Annotated in this window: 20 protein-coding genes and 1 tRNA gene; 15 read left to right on the top strand and 6 right to left on the bottom strand. The window is 66.1% G+C overall.

Annotation, left to right across the window (positions count from 1 at the left end):
* Window positions 1–29 precede the first annotated feature (29 nt).
* Window positions 30–461, top strand: coding sequence for a helix-turn-helix domain-containing protein (locus R6258_RS04805; protein ID WP_412176354.1), 432 nt, complete (start codon window positions 30–32; stop codon window positions 459–461).
* A 334-nt stretch (window positions 462–795) separates the two neighbouring features.
* Here R6258_RS04805 and R6258_RS04810 read toward each other — a convergent pair.
* A tRNA-Met gene (locus R6258_RS04810) sits at window positions 796–872 on the bottom strand.
* Window positions 873–1046: 174 nt separating this feature from the next.
* Here R6258_RS04810 and phbB point away from each other — a divergent pair.
* Window positions 1047–1793, top strand: coding sequence for an acetoacetyl-CoA reductase (phbB, locus tag R6258_RS04815; protein WP_318448102.1), 747 nt, complete (start codon window positions 1047–1049; stop codon window positions 1791–1793).
* Between the two features lie 83 nt (window positions 1794–1876).
* On the opposite strand, the gene R6258_RS04820 is transcribed toward phbB, so the two are convergent.
* Complete coding sequence (locus R6258_RS04820; protein ID WP_318448104.1) at window positions 1877–4651, bottom strand: DUF349 domain-containing protein; 2775 nt, start codon at window positions 4649–4651, stop codon at window positions 1877–1879.
* A 241-nt stretch (window positions 4652–4892) separates the two neighbouring features.
* On the opposite strand from R6258_RS04820, the gene minC reads away from it, so the two are divergent.
* The 4 genes from minC (at window position 4893) to sbcB (ending at window position 8288) form a co-directional block, all read left to right on the top strand.
* Window positions 4893–5648 carry a septum site-determining protein MinC gene (gene minC / locus R6258_RS04825; protein WP_318448106.1) on the top strand — a complete coding sequence of 252 codons (756 nt, stop codon included), beginning with the start codon at window positions 4893–4895 and terminating at the stop codon, window positions 5646–5648.
* A 48-nt stretch (window positions 5649–5696) separates the two neighbouring features.
* The gene (minD, locus tag R6258_RS04830) at window positions 5697–6515 is read left to right on the top strand and encodes a septum site-determining protein MinD (RefSeq protein ID WP_318448108.1); all 819 of its coding nucleotides are present in this window, start codon (window positions 5697–5699) and stop codon (window positions 6513–6515) included.
* Window positions 6512–6760, top strand: a complete 249-nt coding sequence (gene minE, locus R6258_RS04835; RefSeq protein ID WP_031384731.1) for a cell division topological specificity factor MinE — start codon at window positions 6512–6514, stop codon at window positions 6758–6760. The genes minD and minE overlap by 4 nt, the downstream gene beginning before the upstream one ends.
* A gap of 67 nt (window positions 6761–6827) precedes the next feature.
* Window positions 6828–8288, top strand: a complete 1461-nt coding sequence (gene sbcB, locus R6258_RS04840) for an exodeoxyribonuclease I (protein ID WP_318448112.1) — start codon at window positions 6828–6830, stop codon at window positions 8286–8288.
* 113 nt (window positions 8289–8401) lie between these two features.
* On the opposite strand, the gene R6258_RS04845 is transcribed toward sbcB, so the two are convergent.
* Complete coding sequence (locus R6258_RS04845) at window positions 8402–11236, bottom strand: insulinase family protein (RefSeq protein ID WP_318448113.1); 2835 nt, start codon at window positions 11234–11236, stop codon at window positions 8402–8404.
* On the bottom strand, window positions 11236–11922 hold the full coding sequence (locus tag R6258_RS04850; RefSeq protein ID WP_318448116.1) for an SOS response-associated peptidase: 687 nt from the start codon (window positions 11920–11922) through the stop codon (window positions 11236–11238). The genes R6258_RS04845 and R6258_RS04850 overlap by 1 nt, the downstream gene beginning before the upstream one ends.
* Window positions 11923–12088: 166 nt before the next feature.
* On the opposite strand from R6258_RS04850, the gene R6258_RS04855 reads away from it, so the two are divergent.
* Together R6258_RS04855 and R6258_RS04860 are read left to right on the top strand one after the other, a co-directional pair.
* A complete protein-coding gene (locus R6258_RS04855; protein WP_318448121.1) occupies window positions 12089–12703 on the top strand; it encodes a TetR/AcrR family transcriptional regulator in 615 nt (204 codons plus the stop codon).
* A complete protein-coding gene (locus tag R6258_RS04860; RefSeq protein WP_318448123.1) occupies window positions 12700–14604 on the top strand; it encodes an MFS transporter in 1905 nt (634 codons plus the stop codon). The genes R6258_RS04855 and R6258_RS04860 overlap by 4 nt, the downstream gene beginning before the upstream one ends.
* Here R6258_RS04860 and R6258_RS04865 read toward each other — a convergent pair.
* Together R6258_RS04865 and R6258_RS04870 are read right to left on the bottom strand one after the other, a co-directional pair.
* Window positions 14598–15881, bottom strand: a complete 1284-nt coding sequence (locus tag R6258_RS04865; RefSeq protein WP_318448126.1) for an HlyC/CorC family transporter — start codon at window positions 15879–15881, stop codon at window positions 14598–14600. The genes R6258_RS04860 and R6258_RS04865 overlap by 7 nt on opposite strands.
* 88 nt (window positions 15882–15969) lie before the next feature.
* Complete coding sequence (locus R6258_RS04870) at window positions 15970–16770, bottom strand: inner membrane protein YpjD (protein WP_318448128.1); 801 nt, start codon at window positions 16768–16770, stop codon at window positions 15970–15972.
* A 216-nt stretch (window positions 16771–16986) separates the two neighbouring features.
* Between R6258_RS04870 and ffh the strand changes: the two genes are divergently transcribed.
* The 7 genes from ffh (at window position 16987) to R6258_RS04905 (ending at window position 22546) form a co-directional block, all read left to right on the top strand.
* Window positions 16987–18405 carry a signal recognition particle protein gene (gene ffh, locus R6258_RS04875; RefSeq protein WP_318448131.1) on the top strand — a complete coding sequence of 473 codons (1419 nt, stop codon included), beginning with the start codon at window positions 16987–16989 and terminating at the stop codon, window positions 18403–18405.
* Window positions 18406–18572: 167 nt separating this feature from the next.
* Window positions 18573–18824, top strand: a complete 252-nt coding sequence (gene rpsP / locus R6258_RS04880) for a 30S ribosomal protein S16 (protein ID WP_318448133.1) — start codon at window positions 18573–18575, stop codon at window positions 18822–18824.
* A 13-nt stretch (window positions 18825–18837) separates the two neighbouring features.
* Window positions 18838–19389, top strand: a complete 552-nt coding sequence (rimM, locus tag R6258_RS04885) for a ribosome maturation factor RimM (RefSeq protein ID WP_318448136.1) — start codon at window positions 18838–18840, stop codon at window positions 19387–19389.
* Between the two features lie 64 nt (window positions 19390–19453).
* Window positions 19454–20245 (top strand): tRNA (guanosine(37)-N1)-methyltransferase TrmD, encoded by a 792-nt coding sequence (gene trmD, locus R6258_RS04890; RefSeq protein WP_318448139.1) that lies wholly within the window; start codon window positions 19454–19456, stop codon window positions 20243–20245.
* Window positions 20246–20411: 166 nt separating this feature from the next.
* Window positions 20412–20768, top strand: coding sequence for a 50S ribosomal protein L19 (gene rplS, locus R6258_RS04895; protein WP_318448141.1), 357 nt, complete (start codon window positions 20412–20414; stop codon window positions 20766–20768).
* Window positions 20769–20878: 110 nt separating this feature from the next.
* A complete protein-coding gene (xerD, locus tag R6258_RS04900) occupies window positions 20879–21781 on the top strand; it encodes a site-specific tyrosine recombinase XerD (protein ID WP_318448143.1) in 903 nt (300 codons plus the stop codon).
* A gap of 3 nt (window positions 21782–21784) precedes the next feature.
* Window positions 21785–22546, top strand: a complete 762-nt coding sequence (locus R6258_RS04905; RefSeq protein ID WP_318448146.1) for a DsbC family protein — start codon at window positions 21785–21787, stop codon at window positions 22544–22546.
* Window positions 22547–22572 lie beyond the last annotated feature (26 nt).

The following is a 22572-nucleotide window of genomic DNA, read 5'->3' on the forward strand; positions in this document are numbered from 1 at the left end:
TACAAGTTCAAGTGAACTTGAGGTCAAGCATGAAGTGGATGGATATCGCCGAGGTGGCGCGTCGATCCGGTGTTCCCGCCTCGACGCTGCGCTTCTACGAGGAGAAAGGGCTCATCGGTTCTGTGGGTCGCCGGGGGTTGCGTCGGGTGTTCGTGTCCGGCGTGCTGGAACGCCTTTCCTTGATTGCACTCGGACGGGCCGCCGGTTTCTCGCTTGACGAGATTGGCGCCATGTTCGCCCCCGACGGCCGTCCCCAAGTCGATCGTGTGCAGCTGTTGGCGAAGGCTGACGAGCTCGACCGGTCAATCCACCAGCTCGCCGCCTTGCGTGATGGCCTGCGCCATGCCGCTGCCTGTCCCGCCCCGAGCCATATGGAATGCCCGACCTTTCAGCGGATGCTTCACGTGGCCAGTGCCGATCAGGCGCGACGCCGTGCAAAATCGCGATCGAAGCCCGGCTAAGCGCTTTTCCCAGATGCGATATCGGTCCGAAGTGGCTGGGGCTAGGTCCATGCTGAAATGCCTCAACGAAAAGCCGATCCAGGATCGGCTTTCACGAACTTGTAGCGGGGACTGCTGATACTGAAACGAGCGGGAACCAAAGGCCTTCGGGCCAGAGGCTATGCCGAAGGTGTGCCCAACAAAAAAACCGACCTCGCTGGTCGGTTTTCTGACTGAAACTTGGTAGCGGGGGCCGCCGATGTTGAAGCGAGAGGAGGAGGCGACCTTCGGGGCAGGGGCTGCGCTGAGAGTACGCCAATGAAAAAGCCGACCCCTTGGATCGGCTTTTCATGTTTGGTAGCGGGGGCCGGATTTGAACCGACGACCTTCGGGTTATGAGCCCGACGAGCTACCAGGCTGCTCCACCCCGCATCAGATCGTGTGGCGTATATTACCAGTAAATTGCGCGACGTCAAGCCTTGGGCGGATGTTCGCGTAGACCCGGTACTCTCGGCCATACTGACTCCCAGGCGGCTCCATTGGCCTTGCCTAAGACGTCATGGAAATCGACGTCGATCCCATAGAAATGACTCAGGGGGAGACAAGATGACACAAACAGCACCCGTCGCCTGGGTAACTGGCGGTACCGGTGGCATCGGCACCGCGATTTGCCGCGCCATGGCCAAGGAGGGTTACCAGGTCGTGGCGGGCTATCACAATCCCGAAAAGGCCAAGCATTGGCTGGAAGAGCAGCGCGCCGAAGGCTTCGATAACATCGCCCTGTCCGGCGCCAATCTGATCGACTACGAGGACTGCGAAGCCGGGGTGCGCGAGATTCGCGACAAGTTCGGTCCGGTCAGCGTGCTGGTCAATTGCGCCGGCATCACCCGCGACACCACGCTCAAGAAGATGAGTCCCGAACAATGGGGGGAAGTCATCAACTGCAATCTCAATAGTGTCTTCAATACCTGTCGCTGCGTGCTCGAGGACATGCTCGAGAACGGCTACGGCCGTATCGTCAACATTTCCTCGATCAACGGGCGCAAGGGGCAGTTCGGCCAGGCCAACTACTCGGCGGCCAAGGCGGGGATGCACGGCCTGACCATGTCGCTGGCTCAGGAGACCGCGACCAAGGGCATCACCGTCAACACCCTCTCGCCCGGCTATATCGCCACCGACATGATCATGAAGATACCCGAGAAGATCCGTGAATCGATTCGCGAAGGTATCCCGGTCAAGCGCTTCGGCGAGCCCGAAGAGATCGCACGGGCGGTGTGCTTCCTCGCCGACCGTGACTCAGGGTTCATCACCGGGGCCAACCTGGATATCAACGGTGGGCAGTTCATGGGCTGAAGGGCGCTCGGCGTCTTGCTAGCCAGAGAGCGGGTCTCGCGTCAGCGAGGCCCGCTTTTTCGTGTATCGCCAAGGATGATCGGTCAGGCGGGCGGTAGTTCGGCCAGCCGCGACAGCTGCAGGTCGAGCTCACCGGCTTCGCGCTGCCAGAGTTCCGGCGACACCGGTCCGGTGGCGAAGATCTCGGCGAGGACGCCGTGCAGTTCCTCGGCCTTGGTCTGCTCGCGGCCGAGTCCTTCGTTGAGCCGTTCGACCTGGATCGCCAGGCGCAGCGGTTCGTCGTCACGGCTCACTTGGCTGCCGGCGAGCAGCGCCAGGTGGACGCGAAGGCGGGCCAGACGATCGGCGATCTGATTGGCCTCCGGCGGATCGCGGCGCAACGCGTTGCGTTGCCGGTGGGCGCGCTGGATGTCGGCGGCAAGCGAGTCGTGTTCCTCGACGTCCGCGGCGGGTTCGCCGGCGAGCGCCTTGGCGTCGGCCTGGAGGTGGGCGTCGAGCAGCGGCCGCAGGGCCTGCCAGCCGTGAATCGCCTCGCTGATGGCCAGTCGCGACAACCGCTCGCGGCGAGCGCGAACGATGCCCGACCAGCGCCGCCGCATGCCTTCGCTGCGACGGCCCTGGGGCAGTGGCTCGAGGTCTTCCGCTTCGGCGATCGCCGCCTCGAGTATCAAGGCGTCCTGATTGCTCTCCGGCTGCCAGGCATCGAGACGCTCGATCAATTCCTGCATGGCGTCCAGGCGCTGGCGGGTGCGTTGGGCGCGGTCGTCGCGCTCGTTCTCGCGGGCGGCAAAGATGTTGTCGCAGGCACCGCGAAAGGTGCGCCACAACGTCTGTTCCTCACCCTTGGGAGCGCGTCCCAGCTCGCGCCAGCGACGCTGCAGGGCCTTGGCCCGCTCGGCGCGTTGCGCGGCGGGGCCGTCGTCGTTCTGCAGCGCCTGGGCCTGCTCGACCAGCTCGCGCTTGCTGGCGGCGATCTCCTGGGCGCGCTGGTCGATCAGCATCTGCAGGGCGTGGCGGATATTGCCGAAGCGCTGGCCGACGGCCTCGGCCTGATCGCGCGGGACCGGCGAGAAGCGTCGCCACTGCTCGCGGGCGCGATCGCGGATCTGGCGTAGCACGTCGGGGTCGGCCTGAGGATCGGGCTTGGCGATCAGGGCTTCTAATTGTTCGCAAAGTCCCTGACGGGCGATCAGGTTCTGCTGACGATCGGCGTCGCGCTTCTCGCGCCACGCGGCGAGCCGTTCGTGGATGCGATCCGAGGCCGCACGGAAACGCGCGGAAAGCTCGCGGTCGGCGGCGGCATCGCCCAGGTTCTTCCAGTCCTTGATCAACTGCCGGTGCTGGCGGTCGAGTTCGCCGTCGTCGAGATCCTGGTCGTCGGCCAGCGCTTCGATGGCATGGCAGAGTTGCTCGCGCTTGGGGCCGGCGACGAAGCCGCGCCAGTCGCGCAGTTCGGCGAGCTGGGCACCGAGGCGCTTGAGCGTCGGCAGGTGCTGGCGGCGGGCGTCTTCGGGAAGTCGCTCAAGGCGCTGGCGCAGGCTCTGATGGAGGCGGCTGGCGCGCTTGAAGGCGCCGCGGTCGAGCAGTTCGTCGAGCGTGCCCAACTCCTGGGCAAAGCGCTCGGCCGAAGCCGTGGCCTCGCCGGCCGCTTCGCTGCGCTGGTCGCTCAGGCGGCGCTGCGCATGGGCTAGCAACGCTGGCGGCGGCAGATCGGAGGGCCAATCCAGGGCGTCGACGGCGTCTCGGATCGCCGGGTCGTCGCGCGCCTCGAGCGCCTGCTTGAGCGTCGCGGCCTGGGTCTCGGTACGCTGCCAGGCGGCCAGGATGCGTTCGTGCTCGATCAGCGCCGCGTTGTAGCGCTCGCTGAGCGTGGTGTCCGGGGCGTGCTGGTCGGAAAGCGTCTGCCAGCGGTTGGCGAGCAGGCGCTTCTGGGCCTGCAGGCTGGCGATATCCTGTTCGCCGATGCGCTCGCCCTGGCGCAGGCCGGCGAGGGTGTCTTCCAGGGCCTCGATCAACGAACGCCGCGTCTCGTCGGCATCGTCGCGGCGCTGATCGGCGGCGGCGAGCGCGTGGTGCTGGGCCTCGTGATCGGCGATGGTCTTGCGACAGCGCAGCGCGGCTTCATGGAAGCGCTGCTCCTGGCTGCGGGTCGGCACGTCCGGCAGGGCGTCCCACTCACGCTGCAGATGGCGGTAGCGGCCCGCATAGAGTGGCTCCCAGGCATGCTCGGCGTGTTGCTCGAGCGCGCTCAACAATTGTTCGCGCCGCGCCGCACGCTGGCGCGCCTCGGCGGCATCCTCGCGCTGACGATTGAGTCGCATGCGGGCGATCCGGGCGACCTGCTTGTCGCGCCGGGCGCGGCGGGTCAGCTGGGTCAGCGCGGTGTCGCTGGTGATGCGCTCGGCAGCCGCCTGGCGTACCGCGGCGATGCCGTTCTCGCAGGCCTGCCTGAGCAGCCGGTCCTCGTCTTCGAGGCGCGCCAGGGCGGCCAGCCGCAGCCCCTGATTGTCGCCCTGCAGGGCGATCGTCTCGAGCAGGTCGGGATCGCTGAGACGCTCGACCAGCGTCAGCCGAAAGGCCAGCGGCGTATCGCCGGCGCGCCCGATCAACAGATCCAGCAGGCGCTCGTGGAGTTCGCGGGAAGCGCTGCGCTCGAGCAGGCCGACTAGACGTGCCGGATCCTCGAAGCACGCCAGCGCGGCACGGCGCACTTCGCTGTCGCTGTCAGCGGCCAGCTTTTCGAGGCGCTGGCGATCCTCGACGTCGGCGGGATCGAGGCGGGCGATCGCCTGGCGGCGCACCGCCGGGTCGCTGTGCTGCCAACGCGGGGCGAAGAGGCGGCGAAGAAATCCTGGCATGACTGGCATGAGTGGCAACGCATCCCTGATGGTTTGGCGTACGAAAGTGAGGCGACCGACGGCATCCGCTGCCGTCGTTATGGCTCCCGTGCTATATAAGCATGCGCATCGACGCCGGAAAAGCCCGGGCGTCGTCGCCTGGCGACACTGACAAGCGTTGCTCGCTGAGCGTATGATCAGTTGCAGCCCGGCGACCCCTCGCTTAGTTTTAAGTGTCATTACCCGACCGTGGAGACCGGCTATGAGCCTCAATGTGGACAGGGCGGGCAGCGCCTTCACTTTCAAGGGTGGCATGCTGCCCATGACGGTCATGGAGCTGACCAGCGCCGATCCCGAAGCGATTCGCGATCAATTGGTCGGCAAGCTCAATCAGGCGCCGGCCTTCTTTCAGCATACCCCGGTAATGCTGAGTGTCGAAAAGCTCGACGAGCCGCACCTGGCACTTGAGCGTATCTGCGCGGTCTGCCGCGCCCACAAGCTGTTGCCGGTGGCGGTGCGCGGCGGCGGCGATCCGGTCAAGCAATCGGCCTGGGCCCTGGGGCTGGGTTGGTTCCCGCCCCAGGAAGAGCGGGTCCGCAACCTGGAAAGCGTCGAGCCCACGGGCCGCGCGCAAGCGCTGCCCGAGGAAGAAGCGCCCCTGGCGCCCGGCGTCGGTGGGGTCGTGGCGGTGGGTAGCCGCATTCATCGCGGCACGGTGCGTTCCGGGCAACAGGTCACCGCACCGGATGGCGATCTGGTCGTGCTCGGCGCGGTCAACGCCGGTGCCGAGGTGCTGGCGGGCGGCAACATCCACGTCTACGGGGCGCTGCGCGGGCGCGCGCTGGCCGGTATCCACGGCGATCGCGAGGCCAGCATCTTCTGTCACGAACTGCGTGCCGAGCTGCTTTCGCTGGCCGGCAATTACAAGCGTCTGGAAGACATCGACCCGCAACTGCTGGGCAAGGCCGTGCAGGCGCGGCTCGATGACGATCAACTGACCATTGCGCCGCTGGCCTGAGCCGGCCGCGGCGAGACGATCTTCGATATCAGCAACAGGAAGCTTACCTTGGCCAAGATCCTAGTAGTGACCTCCGGCAAGGGCGGGGTCGGGAAAACGACCAGTGCTGCAGCCATCGCCACCGGGCTGGCGCTGCGCGGCAAGAAGACGGTGGTAATCGACTTCGACGTGGGGTTGCGTAACCTCGATTTGATCATGGGCTGCGAACGGCGCGTGGTCTACGACCTGATCAACGTGATCCAGGGCGAGGCGGGGCTCAACCAGGCGATGATCCGCGACAAGCGGGTCGAGAACCTGCATATCCTGCCGGCCTCGCAGACCCGCGACAAGGATGCCCTGACCGCCGAGGGCGTCGAGAAGGTGCTCGATACGCTGAGCAAGGATTTCGATTACGTGGTCTGCGACTCGCCGGCGGGCATCGAGCGCGGCGCGCAGTTGGCCATGTACTTCGCCGACGAGGCGGTGGTGGTGACCAACCCCGAAGTCTCCTCGGTGCGCGACTCCGACCGTATCCTCGGCCTGCTGGGTTCCAAGACCCGCCGCGCCGAGCAGAACCGCGATCCGGTCAAGGAGCACCTGCTGATCACGCGCTACGATCCGGAGCGGGTCACCGGCGGCGACATGCTCAACCTCGAAGACATTCACGAGATCCTGGCGATCAACCTGATCGGCCTGATCCCCGAGTCCGAGGCGGTGCTGCGGGCGTCCAACCAGGGCGTTCCGGTGACCCACGACCTGAAGAGCGATGCCGGCCAGGCCTATACCGACACGGTGTCGCGTCTGCTCGGTGAAGAAGTGCCGTTGCGTTTCCATGAGTATCAGAAAAAGAGCCTGCTCTCCCGCATGTTCGGAGGAGGTCGTCGGTGAAGCTACTCGAATTTCTCAAGCGTGAACGCAAGAAATCCGCGTCGGTCGCCAAGGAGCGCCTGCAGATCATCGTGGCGCACCAGCGTAGCCAGCGTGACCAGCCGGACTACATGCCGATGCTCGAGAGGGAATTGCTGGAGGTGATTCGGCGCTACGTCAATGTCGATCAGGATGCCATCAATATCACTCTCGATAGCGAAGACGATTGCTCGGTTCTCGAGCTCAACGTCACGCTGCCGCGCTGACCTGATTGCTGAGTCGAATGCGGCGCTGTGCTAATCTGGACGCTTTGAGCCGGTAGGGGGAGCGTGCATGGCGCAGCGCAGCGATTCGCCGCAGACATTTCTGTGGCACGACTACGAGACGTTCGGCGCCGATCCGCGCAGCGACAGGCCTTCTCAATTCGCGGCCATCCGCACCGATGCCGATTTCAACGAGCTCGGTGAGCCGCTGACGCTTTATTGCAAGCCGGCGGACGATTACCTGCCGGCCCCGCAAGCCTGCCTGATCACCGGTATCACGCCGCAAACGGCGCGCCGCCGTGGACTGCCCGAGATCGAGTTCGCGGCGCGCATCAACGCCGAGATGAGCGTGCCGGGTACCTGCGTGCTGGGCTACAACAGCCTGCGCTTCGATGACGAGGTCACTCGCCATCTGTTCTATCGCAACTTCCTCGACCCCTACGCCCGCGAGTGGCAGAACGGCAACTCGCGCTGGGATCTGATCGACGTGGTGCGTGCCTTCCATGCGCTGCGCCCGGCGGGCATCGAATGGCCGCTTCGCGAGGACGGTGCGCCGAGCTTTCGTCTCGAGGATCTCACCGCGGCCAACGGCATCGAGCATGCCGGCGCCCACGATGCGCTGGCCGACGTGCGCGCGACCATCGCCCTGGCGCGGTTGCTGTGCGAACGCAATCCCAAACTGTTCGATTACTTGCTCGACCTGCGCCGCAAGCGCGCGGTGGCCAAGCTGCTGGATATCCCCTCGCACAAGCCGATGCTGCACGTCTCGCGGCGCTATCCGGCGAGCCGTGGCTGCAGCGCGTTGGTGATGCCGCTGGCCGAGCATCCGTCGAACCCCAACGGGGTGATCGTCTACGACCTGAGCGTCGACCCCGAGCCGCTGTTCGCGCTCGATGTCGAGGCGATTCGCGCCCGGGTCTTCGCCAGTGCCGACGAGCTCAGCGAGGGCGAATCGCGGATCCCGCTGAAGGTCATCCACATCAACCGTAGCCCGGTGCTGTTGCCGATCTCGGCGGTGACCGACGAGGTGCAGGCGCGGCTCAAGCTCGACCGCGCGCTCTGCGAGCGTCACTGGCAGGCGCTGTGCGCCCGCCCCGAGGCGGCCCGCAAGGCCGCCGCGGCGTTCGCCGAGGGACCGGGCAAGACGCCCAGCGACCCGGATTTCATGCTCTATTCCGGTGGCTTCTTCTCGCCGGCCGACCGCCAGGAGATGCAGCGCGTCCACGAAACCGCGCCCGAGGCGCTAGGCGAGACGGCCTTCGCCTTCCAGGACCCGCGGCTCGAGGAGATGCTGTTCCGGCTGCGCGCGCGCTGCTATCCCGACACTCTGAGCGGCGAGCAGCAGCAGCAGTGGGAGGCGTTTCGCTGGGCGCGGATGAACGATACCTCGTTGGGGATCCTGACCCTCAAGGCCTTCGCGCGCGAGATCGAGCAGCTCAATCAGGTCGCGCTGAGCGACCGCGACCGTCAGGTGCTCGAGGAACTGGTCATGCACGTCGAGGCGATGATGCCGCCCCAGGCCTTCGAGTAGGCTTGGCCTAGCCGCCTGGCGGCAGGCATGAGGGCAGTCCAGCCTGCAAATCGGGCTCACGCGAAAGCGCCCCGCCGGGTCTCCGGCGGGGCGCTTTGCATGCTGGCGATTGCTCAGCGCCGCTCGGGCAACGCCTCGAAGCCGGCGGTCCGGGCATTGATGTCGCTGGGCGAGTCGCCGGGAGCGAAGGTAAGAGTCAGCGGCTCGCTCGCTCGAAGCGTCTGCCAGGCCTCGCGAATGTCCTCGGCCCCGAGGGTCGAGACCCGCTCGGCCAACCGTTCGCGGCGATCGAACTCGATGTCGTCGTAGGCCAGTTCGTGCCACAGCCGCTGGGTCAGCTCGGACAATGACGAATCGCGCTCGAGCAGCCGGTCGTGCACGGCCTGGCGGTAGGGGGCGAGGCTCGCTTCGTCGAGTGCGGCCAGACGCTTGCCGAAGTCGACGAGGAAGGCATCGATACGCGACTGGATTCGCGCCACATCGGTGCTCGGCGACTGGACCAGCATGCTGATTCCGGGCGCCTTGAGTAGCGGCTGATAGCCGGCGTTGACGATGTAGCCGAGCTGCTCCTCGGTGCGCAATTGCGCGTAGAAGGGCGTCTCGATCAACTGGCCGAGCACCGCCAGCCGGGCCTGGCTGGCGAGTGAGCTGTCGCGGCCCTGCAGGTAGCGCAGCACGGCGCTGTCGTTGCGCGTCGAGTCCGGATGCAGGACCGGAGCATCGCCGGGCACGTCCAGCGTCTTAAGATCGGGGATCGCCGAGTCGGCCAGCCCCGGGGCCAGGGCGTTGGCGACTTCGAGCCCTACGCGGCGGGCGCGCGCCGGCTCGAGATTGCCGACCGCCAGGCTTTCGAGGTGCAGGCTGTCGAGAAAGCGCTGCCGGTAGGCGCGCAGGTCGTCGGCATCGAGCGTACCGATGGCTTCGAGCAGGGCGGGACTCGACCAGCTGGGACGGATCAGCGCATCGCCCAGGGTCTGCTGCATTTGCTGATAGAGAGGTCCCTGCGGGGCGTTGCGCCACTGACGCTCGAGCCCGAGCTTGACGCGTGCCACGCTGTCCGCAGCGATCTCGCCGTGGCGCAACTGCTCGAGCACGCGCTGGATCACTCTGTCCTGATGATCGCGCCAGCCGGAAAATGACAGCGTCATGCCGCGACCATGGGCATAGGCGTTGAACGACTGACCGGCCAGGCGCGCCGGGTAGAGCGCCTCGTTGAGGCTGTCGTTGAGCCAGCCGGCGAGCAACCGGGTGAGGGCGGCGTCGTGCGCGCTATGAGCCGCGGCGGGGTTCTGCAGGCTGAAGCGCCACTCGACGCGCGGCGTGCCGAAGCTCGCGTCGGGGCGATACCACAGGGCGTGCTCGGGTTTATCGATCAAGGCCTTGGGTGCCGCCGAGTCGAGCGACAACAGGCTCAGGTCCTCGGCGATATAGGGGTTGGGGCCGGGCAATGCCAGGCCGTCGAGCGGTTCGGCCGCGGGCCATTCGTCGACCCGCGATAGCCGGTAGGGCGCGTCGAACCATTCGGTGGTCTTGTCGCCTTCGACGTCGGGACCGCTGTAAATGCGCAGCAGGCGCTCGGGGGTGAGCTTGGCTAGGATCTTGCGCAGCTCGTCGGGCTGGTAGCCATCCATGCGGTACGGCCCGTACTGGACGTCCTCGAGCGGGTAATAGGCCATGTTCATCGCCAGGCTGCTGGCTAGACTGATGGGCTCGCCGCGCTGCTGGAAGCGAAAGGCCTGCTCGGCGAGGCGGGCCTGTTGCTGATAGCGCCAGGCGTCGAGCCCGGCGTTGCGGATGCGCTCGATCATCGCAAACAGGCTGGCCTGGATGCGGTCGAGCCGCTCGGCGCCTTGGGGCGTCAGGCTGATGTCGACCACAAACAGCGCGTCGTCACCGTCGCCCTGCGCACTGCCCGCCGACAGTCCATCGGCCCAGCCGGCTTCGCGCAGCGCGGCCAGCAGGCTGCCCTGGCCCTCGTGGCCGAGCAGGTTGGCCAGATAGTCGAGCGACTTGTGGCGATAGTCCTGCTGCGGGTCGGCGATCGGAAAGGCGAAGCGCACCCGGCGACTGTCCTCGAGGCTCTTGACCGCGAGCCGGGTCGGCAGCTGCTCGTCGGTCAGCAGCGGCTGGGGCAGCGTGGGTCTGGTCAGGCCGCGATCGGGGATGGCGGCGAAGTCGTCGCGGACCCAGTCTTCCAGGGTCTGAAGCGATTGCGGGGCGACCACCACCAGATCCATGACGTGGGCCCCGTAATGGGTCTTATAGAAATCGATCAGCGATTTGCGCAGCGGCTGGCTGTCATCGTCGAGCGTCTCGAGGCTGCCCACGGCGAAGCGTGTCGAGGGGTGCTCGGGATTGAGCGCCTGGTTCATCGCCTCGTTGATGCGCCGCCCATCGTCACGCAGCCGGGCCTGATACTCGGAATGCACGGCGTGGCGCTCACGATCGACATACCCGGCGTTGAAGCGCGGGGCGATGAAGAACTGGCTGAAGCGATCGAGCGCACCCTCGAGTGCGCCGGGCTCGATATCGAAGAAATAGTTGGTGTCGCGGCTGGCGGTGAAGGCGTTGTGGCTGCCGCCGTGCTGGTTGATGAATTGCTGGTAGCTGTCGGCTTTCGGGTAGCGCTCGGTGCCCAGGAACAGCATGTGCTCGAGAAAGTGCGCCAGACCGGGAATGGCCTCGGGGTTCTGACTGCTGCCGACGGCGACGTTCATGGCCGCGGCGGCCTTGTCGGCGTCGGGATCGCTGATCAGCAATACCTCGAGTCCGTTGTCCAGCGTCAGGGTACGGTAGTCGCGGCTGTCGTTGGGGCTGACGATCGGGGTGCTGGAGTCGGCCGTTGCGGCTGTCGCGGGCGTGGCGCCGTCGTCGGCCGCTGCCGGTAGGCTGAACAGCAGGCCGAGCAGTAGCGCAAGGGCGCCGGGCCGGGGTCGCAGTGGGTGCATCATGTCTCCTGTTCGCTATGCCAACGGACCATCTTGCCGGTGGGGCGTCCGCAGGCCCAATCCTGGTTGGCGGGATCGTTTACCTGCCTTGATACAGGAAAAGCGCCCAACAGTTCCAAGGGCGCCGGCGATAGACCGTCACGCACCTTGGACAGCGGCGTCGCCGGGTCGAGCCATTCGGCGAGGCGTTGCGGTGCTATCAATGCCGGAAAACGGTCGCTGAGCGGGGCCAGCAAAGGGTTGGCCGGCACGGTGATCAGCGCCGTGGAGTCGTTATAGGCGGTCAGCGTGGTGTGGTATCGGCACCACAACCCGGCCAGCAGCAGCGGGCCGCGGTCGACCCGGGTGATCAGGAACGGCTGCTTCATGCGTGGCTGGGTCTTCCACAGGTAGACGCCACTGACCGGGATCACGCAGCGCCGCGCGGCAAAGGCTTCACGGAACATGGCGCGTTCGTCGAGCGACTCGGCGCGCGCGCAATGCGGCGCATGATCGAGCACCTTGAGCCAGGGTGGCGTCAGTCCCCAGAACGCCGTGGTCAGATGCCGTTCGGAGCCTGCCTGGCGAATGATCGATAGCGGATTGCGCGGGGCGCGATTGGGGCTGGACTGCAGCGGCTGGTCGACGTGCAGTTCGTCCAGCAGTTCGGCGAGCGGGTGCGCGGCGATGTGCAGGCGTCCGGCCATGGGCTCTCCTGGGGCGGTGCGCTGGCGCGCGGTGATAAGGTTGTCAATGCACGACGCGGCCGTAGGTCGGCGGGCTTGCGTTTGCGCACGGTGTCGATATGCTGGTGTGAAAACAGTGTTCGACCACGCCGTCCAACTTCGGGCGGGCGACGAGACGAGGAACTCAATGGCACGTCCCAGACAGCATGCGCCCGAAGCGTTGCATGCCCAGGTCATGACGGCATGCGATGGCTGGCTGCGTGAACAGCCCGTGCATACGCTCTCGCTGCGTGCGCTGGCTCGGGAAATCGGCTGCGCGCCCAGTACTTTGCTGAAGCTGTACGGCAGCTTCAACAATCTGCTGCAGTACGTCAATATCGAAACCCTCGAGCGCTTGCGCGGAGCCATCGAGGGGATGGGCGAGGCCGCGCCGGAGCCGCGCCTCAAGGCCCTGGCGACCGCCTACTGGCAATTCGCCCGCCAGGACCCCTACCGCTGGCAGCTGCTGTTCGATTACCCGCTGGCCCAGGAGGGCGAGCTCGACCAACGTCAGAGCAGCATGATCGAGGGCCTGTTCACCCGTGTCGAAGCGACCCTCAAGGAGTACCAGCCGGACCTCGACACGCTCGAGTCGCGACGCATGGCGCGCACCCTGTGGGGCAGCGTCCACGGCCTGGTGCAACTGGGCCTGAACGAGCGCCTGGGCTACTGGCAGGGCCACCAGCTGGAAGTCGGCGAACTGCTCGATCAGCTCCTGACCACCATCCTCGCCGGGCTCAGGCACAGCCCGAGGACGCCGTGAGCCGATCGTTACTGGCGCGTCGCTATTTCGCCCCGTTCTTCTGGACCCAGGCGCTGGGGGCCTTCAACGACAACGTCTTCAAGAACGTTTTGCTGCTGCTGCTGACCTTCGTCGCGGTGCCGCGCCATGGCTGGGACACCGGCCTGCTCAACAACCTCGCGGCGGGGCTGTTCATCCTGCCCTTCCTGCTGTTCTCGGCCTGGGGCGGCACGCTGGCCGACCGCCTCGACAAGCAGCGCCTGGTGCGCCGGCTCAAGCTGCTCGAGCTGGTCACCATGTGCCTGGCGGCGACGGCAGTGTGGTTCGAGCAGTTCCTGCTGCTGCTCGGCCTGCTATTCATGATGGGCACCCAGTCGGCGCTGTTCGGGCCGGTCAAGTACTCGATCCTGCCGCAGCATTTGCCGCGCACCGAGCTGGTGCGCGGCAACGCCTGGGTCAATCTGGGCACCTTCGTGTCGATCCTGCTGGGCACCCTGCTGGCGGGGGTGCTGACTTCGTTCGACGAGCGTACCGCGCGGCTGGCGATCGCCGTCACGCTGATCGGCGTGGCCTTGCTCGGCTATGCCACCAGCCTGGCCGTGCCGCCGGCGCCATCCAGCGACCCGGGCCCGGTCGGCTGGCGGCCGTTTGCCGGCAGTGTCGCGGTCCTGCGCGACAGCTGGCGTCAGCCGCGGATCTTCCGCGCCCTGCTGGGCATCAGCCTGTTCTGGTTTTTGGGTACCTGCTATCTGACCCAGTTGCCGGCGTGGGTGCGCGACGTCGTCCACGGCGGCGAAAGCGCCGTCAGCTGGCTGCTCGGCGCCTTCGCACTGGGCGTGGGCAGCGGCGCCATGCTGTGTTCGCGGCTGTCCGCGGGGCGCCTCGAGCTGGGTCTGGTGCCGCTGGGGGCGTTATTGATCGCCGCCGCCGGGCTGGCGTTTGCCGAACAGTCGGCGCTGGTCGGCGAGACGACGACCCTCGCCGCGCTGCTGGCCATCCCGGGCTTTTGGGCGATGTCGCTGGCGCTGGCGCTGGTCGGCGTCGGCGGCGGGTTGTATATCGTGCCGCTCTACACCCTGGTGCAGGTGATCAGCGCCGAGGGCCAGCGGGCGCGGATGATCGCCGCCAACAATCTGCTCAATGCGCTGTTCATGGTGCTCGCCGCGGGCTTCGGCATTCTGCTGCTGAGCGTACTCGACGTTTCGCTCAACGTCTTCTTCGCCTGGCTGGCGGGCATTGCCCTGCTGATCGGCCTCGTGGCCCTGACGATCAACCCACGCGCAGTGCTCAGGCTGTCGATCTTTGCTCTGACGCGGGTACTCTATCGACTGCGCTTCGTCGGACGTGGCCATATCCCCGCGGAAGGCCCGGCGCTGGTGGTCTGCAATCATGTCAGCTTCATGGATGCGCTGGTGATCGGCGGTGCCAGCCCGCGTCCGCTGCGCTTTCTGATGGACCGGCCGATCTACGAGTCGCCGGGGCTGAACTGGTTCTTCCGGCTGGCGGGGGCGATTCCGGTGGATTCCGAGCGACGCGATCCCGGCGGTGTGCGCCGCGCCATGCAGGAGGTCAGCCGGGCGCTGCGCGACGGTGAAGTGGTGATGCTGTTTCCCGAGGGGCGCCTGACCACCGACGGCGAGGTGCAGTATTTCCGCCGCGGGGTCGACATGATCCTGCGCCGCGACGCGGTACCGGTGGTGCCCGCGGCGCTGGCCGGGTTGTGGGGGTCATGGACCTCGCATTGCGATGGCAGGGCCTTCACCAAGCTGCCGCGGCGCTTTCGGCCGCGGGTCGCGCTGGTGTTCGGCGAGGCGTTGTCACCGGGGCAGGCCGACCGCGCGACGCTCGAGGCGCGGGTGCGCGCGCTCAAGGAAAACGCCGAGCAGAGCCTGGCCTGCAAGGCGGCTAAGGGGCGTCAGTAGGCGAGCCGGGCGCGGCGTACCGGCTGCCAGCAGCGCGCCGCGGTGATTAGATTGTCCTTGACCTGAATGATCTCCATACGCGTCGTGCCCAGTTGCAGGCAGGCCGGCGCGTCGGGGAACGACTCGAGATGCTCGATGATCAGGCCATTGAGGGTCTTGGGCCCGTCGGTGGGCAACTGCCAGCCGAGCATCTTGTTGATCTCGCGGATGTTGGCGGTGCCCTCGATGATGTAGCTGCCGTCGTCCTGGAGGTGGATTTCCTTGTGCATGCCGGCGACGTCGGTGGTGAATTCGCCGACGATCTCCTCGAGGATATCCTCCAGCGTGACCAATCCCTCCACATCGCCATACTCGTCGACGACGATGCCGATGCGCCGTTTCTGCTGCTGGAAGTTGAGCAATTGGGTATGCAGCGGTGTCGATTCGGGAATGAAGTAGGGCTCGCGCGCCTCCTGGACGATCGCCGCCTTGGTCACTTCGCTCTTGGACAGGAAACGCGCCGCGTTGCGTAGATGCAGGATGCCGATGATGTTGTTGATGTCGCCCTTGTAGACCGGCACGCGGGTATGCTGGCTGGCGCGAATCTGGGCGAGGATGCTCTCCAGGTCATCGTCGAGGTCGATGCCGGCGATCTCGTGGCGCGGCACCATGATGTCGTTGACGGTGACGTTCTCGAGATCGAGGATCGACAGCAGCATCGCCTGGTGGCGACGCGGAATCATGGTGCCGGCTTCGTGGACCACCGTGCGCAATTCGTCGCGGGTCAGGTTGTCGGCGCCGCCCTCGATGTTCTTGACCCCGAGCATGCGCAGCAGGCCGTTGGACATCGCATTGACCAGCCAGACCAGCGGATAGAGTCCCTTGAGCAGCGGTTCCAGGGCCAGCGACGCCGGATAGGCAATGCGTTCGGGCTTGATCGCCGCGTAGGTCTTGGGGGTGACCTCGGCGAAGATCAGCACGACGATGGTCAGCGCCAGGGTGGAGATGGCCGGGCCCGATACTTCGCCGAAGAAGTGAATGGCGATGATGGTGCCGATCGAGGCCGCCAGGTTGTTGACGAAGTTGTTGCCGATCAGGATCACCCCGATCAGTCGATCGGGACGTGACAGCAGGCGCATGACTCGCTGGGCGCGCCGCTCGCCACTCTTCGCCTGATGGCTCAGCCGGTAGCGATTGATCGACATCATGCCGGTCTCGGAACTCGAGAAGAAGGCAGACAGGCAAATAAGTAAGAAAAGCAGGCCGAACAGCAGTCCCAAGGGGATGTCGTCGCTCAAGATCGAAGAGTCCTCAATCGCGTATCAAGCTCGTTTGTAGGGAATCGAGCGCCCCGGTGTCAAGGCGACGGAGCGCCGATGCGGGCTTTCAGACTCGGTCGAAGACCACTTCGAGGGCAAATTTACTGCCGAAATAGGCCAGCAGCAGCAGCGCGCAGCCGCCCAGCGTCCAGCGTGCCGCGCGGTTGCCGCGCCAGCCCAGGAAGTGGCGGCCGGCGAGCAGCGTGGCGAAAATCACCCAGGCGGCAAAGGAAAGGACCGTCTTGTGGACCAGATGCTGGGCGAAGAGGTTGTCGAGGAACACGACGCCGCTGACGATCGCCGCCGTGAGCAGTACCATGCCGACCCAGATCAGTTCGAACAGCACCCGCTCCATGGTCGTCAGCGGCGGCAGCGACTGCACCAGCCCGCGCGTGTGGTGATGGCGCAGCGCCTGGTTCTGGCGCGCCATCAGGAACGCCTGGACGGCGGCGATGGCGAACACCGCGAAGGCCACGATCGAGGTCAGGATATGCACCATGATCCCCGGAGTGAGGCCGGCCCGATGACTGCCGACCGGCAACTCCGTGGCTAACAGTACGGTCGCGGCGGCGATCGGGAACAGCGCCACGGCGGCGCTCAGCACCGGTTTGAAGAGGCTCGTCAGCAATATCAGGATCGCGACCAGCCAGCTGACCAGCGAGGCGCTGGCCGAGATGCCCAGGCTCAGCTCGCCGAGATCGTCCAGGGCGGCGGTCACCACCACGCTATGGCAGGCCACGGCGAGCACCCCGAGGGCGCGCACCAGGATCGGGTGCGGCGGCACGCGCCGGGTCAGCGCCAGGCCCTGGCAGACGCCGCCGGCGACGTAGAAGACCATGGCCAAGATAGCGAAGGGGAACGCCTGCATGAAAGGTCCTGCCGACCCGGGAGCTGGATGGAAAAGCGAATCGATACGCGCGCCACTATAGCGAATTGTGCTGCGCGCGCCCAGCCTGCATCGCTCGCGAGCATGGAGAGACGCCGCCTGAACGCGTATAATCGCCGCCCAAACGCGTCGTGCCCGTGGCGTGACGACCCCGTCCCGCCCATGTCGGGCACCGTGCATCCATAGCCGGAGAGTCACATGTTCGAGAGTCTCTCGGATCGTCTGTCGAAGACGCTCAAGTCGATTACCGGTCAGGCGCGACTGACCGAGGATAACATCAAGGACACGCTGCGCGAGGTGCGCCGCGCGCTGCTCGAGGCCGACGTCGCGCTGCCGGTGGTCAAGGCGTTCATCGAGCGCGTGCGCGAGCGGGCAGTGGGTCAGGAAGTCTCGAAGAGCCTGTCGCCGGGCCAGCAGTTCGTCAAGATCGTCCAGCAGGAACTCGAGGCGATCATGGGCGAAGGCAACGTGCCGCTCGAACTCAAGACGCAGCCGTCGGTGATCCTGATGGCGGGTCTGCAGGGCGCGGGCAAGACTACCTCGGTGGCCAAGCTGGCGCGCTTCCTTCGCGAACGCGAGAAGAAGAAGGTGCTGGTGGTTTCCGCCGACGTCTACCGCCCGGCGGCAATCGATCAGCTCGAGACCCTGGCCAAGGAGGTCGAGGTCGATTTCTTCCCTTCTACCAGCGACCAGCAGCCGGTGGCGATCGCCAACGCCGCGATCAAGCACGCCAAGATCCAGTTCCACGATGTGGTGATCGTCGATACCGCCGGTCGCCTGCATGTCGACAGCGACATGATGGACGAGATCCAAGCGCTGCATAAGGCGTTGATGCCGCAGGAGACGCTGTTCGTCGTCGACGCCATGACCGGCCAGGACGCCGCCAACACCGCCAAGGCCTTTCATGATGCGCTGCCGCTGACCGGGGTCGTCCTGACCAAGGCCGACGGTGATGCGCGGGGCGGGGCGGCGCTATCGGTACGCCACGTCACCGGCAAGCCGATCAAGTTCATGGGCATGGGCGAGAAGGTCGATGCCCTGGAGCCGTTCCATCCCGATCGCGTGGCGTCGCGGATCCTCGGCATGGGCGACATGCTGTCGCTGATCGAGGAGGCCGAGCGCAGCGTCGACAAGAGCAAGGCCGAGCGGCTTGCCAAGAAGGTCAAGAAGGGCGACGGCTTCGATCTCGAGGATTTCCGCGACCAGCTCCAGCAGCTCAAGAAGATGGGCGGCATGGGCGGCCTGATGAGCAAGCTGCCCGGTATGGGGCAGATGGCCGAGGCGGCCCAGGGCCCGGGAATGGAGAAGGAGCTGGGCAAGCTCGAGGCGCTGATCAATTCGATGACCCCCAAGGAGCGCCACAAGCCGGAAGTGATCAACGGCTCGCGCAAGCGCCGCATCGCCGCCGGCGCCGGCCTGCAGGTGCCCGACCTCAATCGCCTGCTCAAGCAGCACAAGCAGATGCAGAAGATGATGAAGAAGGTCGGCAAGAAGGGCGGCATGCAGAAGATGATGCGCGGCATGGGCGGAATGCCCGGGATGGGCGGCTCAGGCGGAATGGGTGGTCCCGGCGGTATGGGAGGCATGGGCGGCCCGGGTGGTTTTCCGCGCCGCTGAGCGTTTGCCGAACGCCAGGACCGCTACGGAAAAAGGTTTCCAACGCCGGCCGTTTTCCGTAGAATGCTGCGTCTTCGTGGCAAGCTGCGCGCATGCGCGGCGAATGACTGCAGCCGCAGTCATCACTGTGGCGTAATTTCTGAATACAACCGAAGGACAGTAACGCAATGGTTACCATTCGTCTGGCACGGGGTGGCGCCAAGAAGCGTCCCTTCTATCATCTGGCCGTCAGCGACTCGCGCAAGTCTCGCGATGGTCGTTTCATCGAGCGCGTCGGCTTCTTCAACCCGGTCGCCCGCGGCCAGGAAGAGCGTCTGCGTGTTGATCTCGAGCGCGTCAGCCATTGGCAGAGCCTCGGAGCCCAGGTTTCCGATCGTGTCGCCGAGCTGATCAAAGAAGCCCGCAAGCAACAGGCCTGAGGCGTTGCCCGGCATGCCGAGTAACGCGAAGAATGCTGCCGGTGCGCCGGACGATTATGTCGTACTGGGCAAGCTGACCAGCCCCTACGGCGTTAAGGGCTGGCTGAAGGTGTATTCGTACACCAGCCCGATGGACGGCATCCTCGAGTACCCCGAATGGGTCGTCGTACAGCGCGGCGAACGCGTGACCCGACGCCTGATTCAGGGGCGCCGTCAGGGCAAGGGCCTGGTGGCCAGCCTTGAGGGCATCGATTCGCGGGAGCAGGCCGAACTGCTGGCGGGGGCGGAGATCCTGCTGCCCAAGCAGACGCTGCCGACGCTCGATGCCGGTGATTACTATTGGTATCAGCTCGAGGGCCTGCGGGTCGTGACCCTGCAGGACGTCGATCTGGGCTACGTGAATTACCTGTTCGAGACCGGCGCCAACGATGTCCTGGTGGTTCAGGGCGACGAGCGCAGCCTCGATGGCAAGGAGCGGTTGTTGCCGTTTTTGCCCGACGAGGTGATTCGCGAGGCGGATCTCGAAGCCGGCCGGCTGACGGTCGACTGGGATCCGGATTTCTAGCATCGGGGCTGCCCGGTCGAGCGACGGGCCCGAATGCGTCGCTCAGGGGCGCTATGGATCTGCCGTGTGGATTGGTGTCGTCTCACTGTTTCCGGGCATGTTCGAAGCCGTGACCGGCTTCGGGGTGACCGGCCGAGCGGTTAGCCAGGGGCTTCTGGACATCGAGTTCTGGAACCCGCGGGATTACGCCACGGACCGCCATCGCACGGTCGACGACCGGCCTTACGGCGGCGGCCCGGGGATGCTGATGAAGGTCGCCACGCTGCGCCAGGCGATTCATGCGGCGCGCGAGCGGGGTGAGCGACGCTTCGGCGCTACGCCCAAGGTGGTCTACCTGTCGCCGCAGGGCCGGCCGCTGGACCAGCGCGGCGTGCAGGAGTTGGCGGCCAGCGGCCCCCTGGTGCTGGTCGCGGGACGTTATGAAGGCATCGATGAACGCGTCGTGGAAAGCGACATCGATGAAGAGGTCTCGATCGGCGACTACGTGCTGAGCGGCGGCGAGCTACCGGCGATGGTGCTGATCGATGCGGCGGCCCGCCTGGTGCCGGGGGTGCTCGGCCATCAGGGGTCCGCCGTTGAGGACTCGTTCAGCGATGGTTTGCTGGACTGTCCGCACTATACTCGTCCCGAGACGATCGACGGGCGTCAGGTGCCGGACGTGCTGCTCAGCGGCAACCACGAAATGATTCGCCGCTGGCGCCTCAAGCAGTCGTTGGGGCGCACCTGGCTCAGGCGCCCCGAGTTGTTGCAGAATCAGGCGTTGAACGCCGAGCAGCGTGAACTGCTCGAGGCCTTCATCGCCGAATACGCCGACCCGGCGGAGGAGCGTGGCCCGGGGCCGGTCGAGACCGGCTAGAGCGAACGCCACGCGTCACCCATATACTCGTTCCCGCGTCGTCGAGCGTCGGGATCACACGCCAGGCGGGCGTAGCGCGGTCGCGAAACGATCGCAGCGAAATGCGCACAGACATCAAGCGTGTCGATGCGCCCGCCGGCAAGAACATCAGTCAAGGAGTTGCATCATGAGTAGCAAGAACAAGGTGATCCAGGCACTCGAGGCCGAGCAGATGGAAAAGGCCGTCCCGGAATTCTCCCCCGGTGACACCGTCGTCGTGCAGGTCAAGGTCGTCGAAGGTACGCGCGAGCGTCTCCAGGCCTTCGAAGGCGTGGTGATCGGCAAGCGCAACCGCGGCCTGAACTCCGCCTTCACCGTGCGCAAGGTATCCCACGGCGTCGGCGTCGAGCGTACCTTCCAGACCTACAGCCCGCAGGTGGCCACCATCGAGGTCAAGCGTCGCGGTGACGTACGCCAGGCCAAGCTCTACTACCTCCGCGAGCGCAGCGGCAAGTCGGCGCGCATCAAGGAAAAGCTGGCCTGATAAGCCCGCTTCAGCGAGCCACGCGACCCCGTCGCCGCATCATGCGGGGCGGGGTTTTTCATATCTGGCCCCTGCGTACCGGGCCCGTTGCGACGGTATAGGACGACACCATGGGCGGTGACGATGACGACTCGCAGCTGATCGATGCCTTTCTCGACGCCCTGTGGCTCGACCAGGGCGCCAGCGAGCATACGCTGAGCGCTTATCGTCATGACCTGCTGGCCTGGTGCACGTGCCTGGCACAGCGCCGCGTCGGACTGCTCGAGCCGGGAGGCGAGGCGTTGCCCGACTGGCTGGACGCGCGGCGCGAGACGGGCTATCAGTTGCGCAGCAACGCGCGGCTGTTGTCGAGTCTCAGGCGTTTCTACCGCTGGGCGCTGGCCCAGGGATTGTGCGATGCTGATCCGCTGACGGAAGTACGCCTGCCGCGGGTGCACGCCAAGTTGCCCGACACCCTCGACGAGGCCGAGGTCGAGCGACTGCTAGAGGCGCCCGACGTCGATACGCCGCTGGGGCTGCGCGACCGGGCGATGCTCGAGCTGCTGTACGCCTGCGGGCTGCGCGTCTCGGAACTCGTCGGCCTGCGCCAGGACAGCGTCAATCTGCGCCAGGGCGTGGTGCGGGTGCTGGGCAAGGGCGACAAGGAGCGTCTGGTGCCGATGGGCGAGGAGGCCCAGCGCTGGACCGAGCGCTATCTGCGCGGCGGGCGCGGCCAGTTGATGGATGACATTCGCCAGGCGCCGTTGTTTCCGGGACGCCGCGACGGCTTCATGACCCGCCAGACCTTCTGGCACCGCATCAAGCATTACGCGCGCCTGGCCGGGATCGATAAACCGCTGTCGCCGCACACGCTGCGCCATGCTTTCGCCACGCACTTGTTGAATCATGGGGCCAACCTGCGGGTCGTACAGCTGTTGCTGGGACATAGCGACCTATCGACCACGCAGATCTATACCCATGTGGCACAGGCGCGCCTGGAGGCGCTGCACGCCGAACACCATCCTCGAGGTTGAATCATGCATCGAACGTCACGCACTCTGCTAGCCGGCCTGTTGGCTGTCGCCACTCTGTCGATCGCGGCGCTCTCCCAGGCGGCGACGCCCGAGGCCGACGCGCTCGCCGAGAAACTCACGGTCAAGGGCGAGCCGATGCCGGTCGAGCGGGTCAGCGAGACCCCGCTGGAGGGCATCTACGAAGTGCGCCTGAAAAGCGGTGAAACCTTCTACAGCAATGCCGCCGGCGATCACTTCATCGTCGGCGAGCTGATCGCCAATCGCCCGGAAGGCCTGGTCAACCTGACCCAGCAGGCCAATAACGCCGAGCGTGCCGAACGGCTGGCCGCCGTGCCCGAAGACGAACGCATCATCTTCCGCGGCAGCGAGAAGCCCCGGGCCGTCATCCAGGTATTCACCGACGTCACCTGTCCGTACTGCCGCAAGTTCCACGAGGAAGTGCCGCGGCTCAACGAGATGGGCATCGAGGTTCAATACCTGGCCTTTCCGCGCAGCGGCCTGCAGTCCGACGGCGCACGCCAGCTCGCCCAGGTGTGGTGCGCCGCCAATCCCGCCGAGGCGCTGAGCGCGGCCAAGCGTGGCGATACGCTGAGCAACGCCCCCGACTGCGACAATCCGGTCCCGGAGCAGTATCATCTGGGGCTCGAGCTGGGCGTGCAGGGCACACCCGCCATCGTGCTGCCCGACGGGCGCATGGTGCCGGGCTACGTCCCCGCCGAGCGGCTGGCCAACATGCTTGGCCTCGACACACGCAAGTCCGGCTGAGAGCGGACGCGTTGGACACAGTGATC

The organism is Halomonas sp. HP20-15 (genome assembly GCF_033446685.1).
GTDB lineage: Bacteria > Pseudomonadota > Gammaproteobacteria > Pseudomonadales > Halomonadaceae > Modicisalibacter.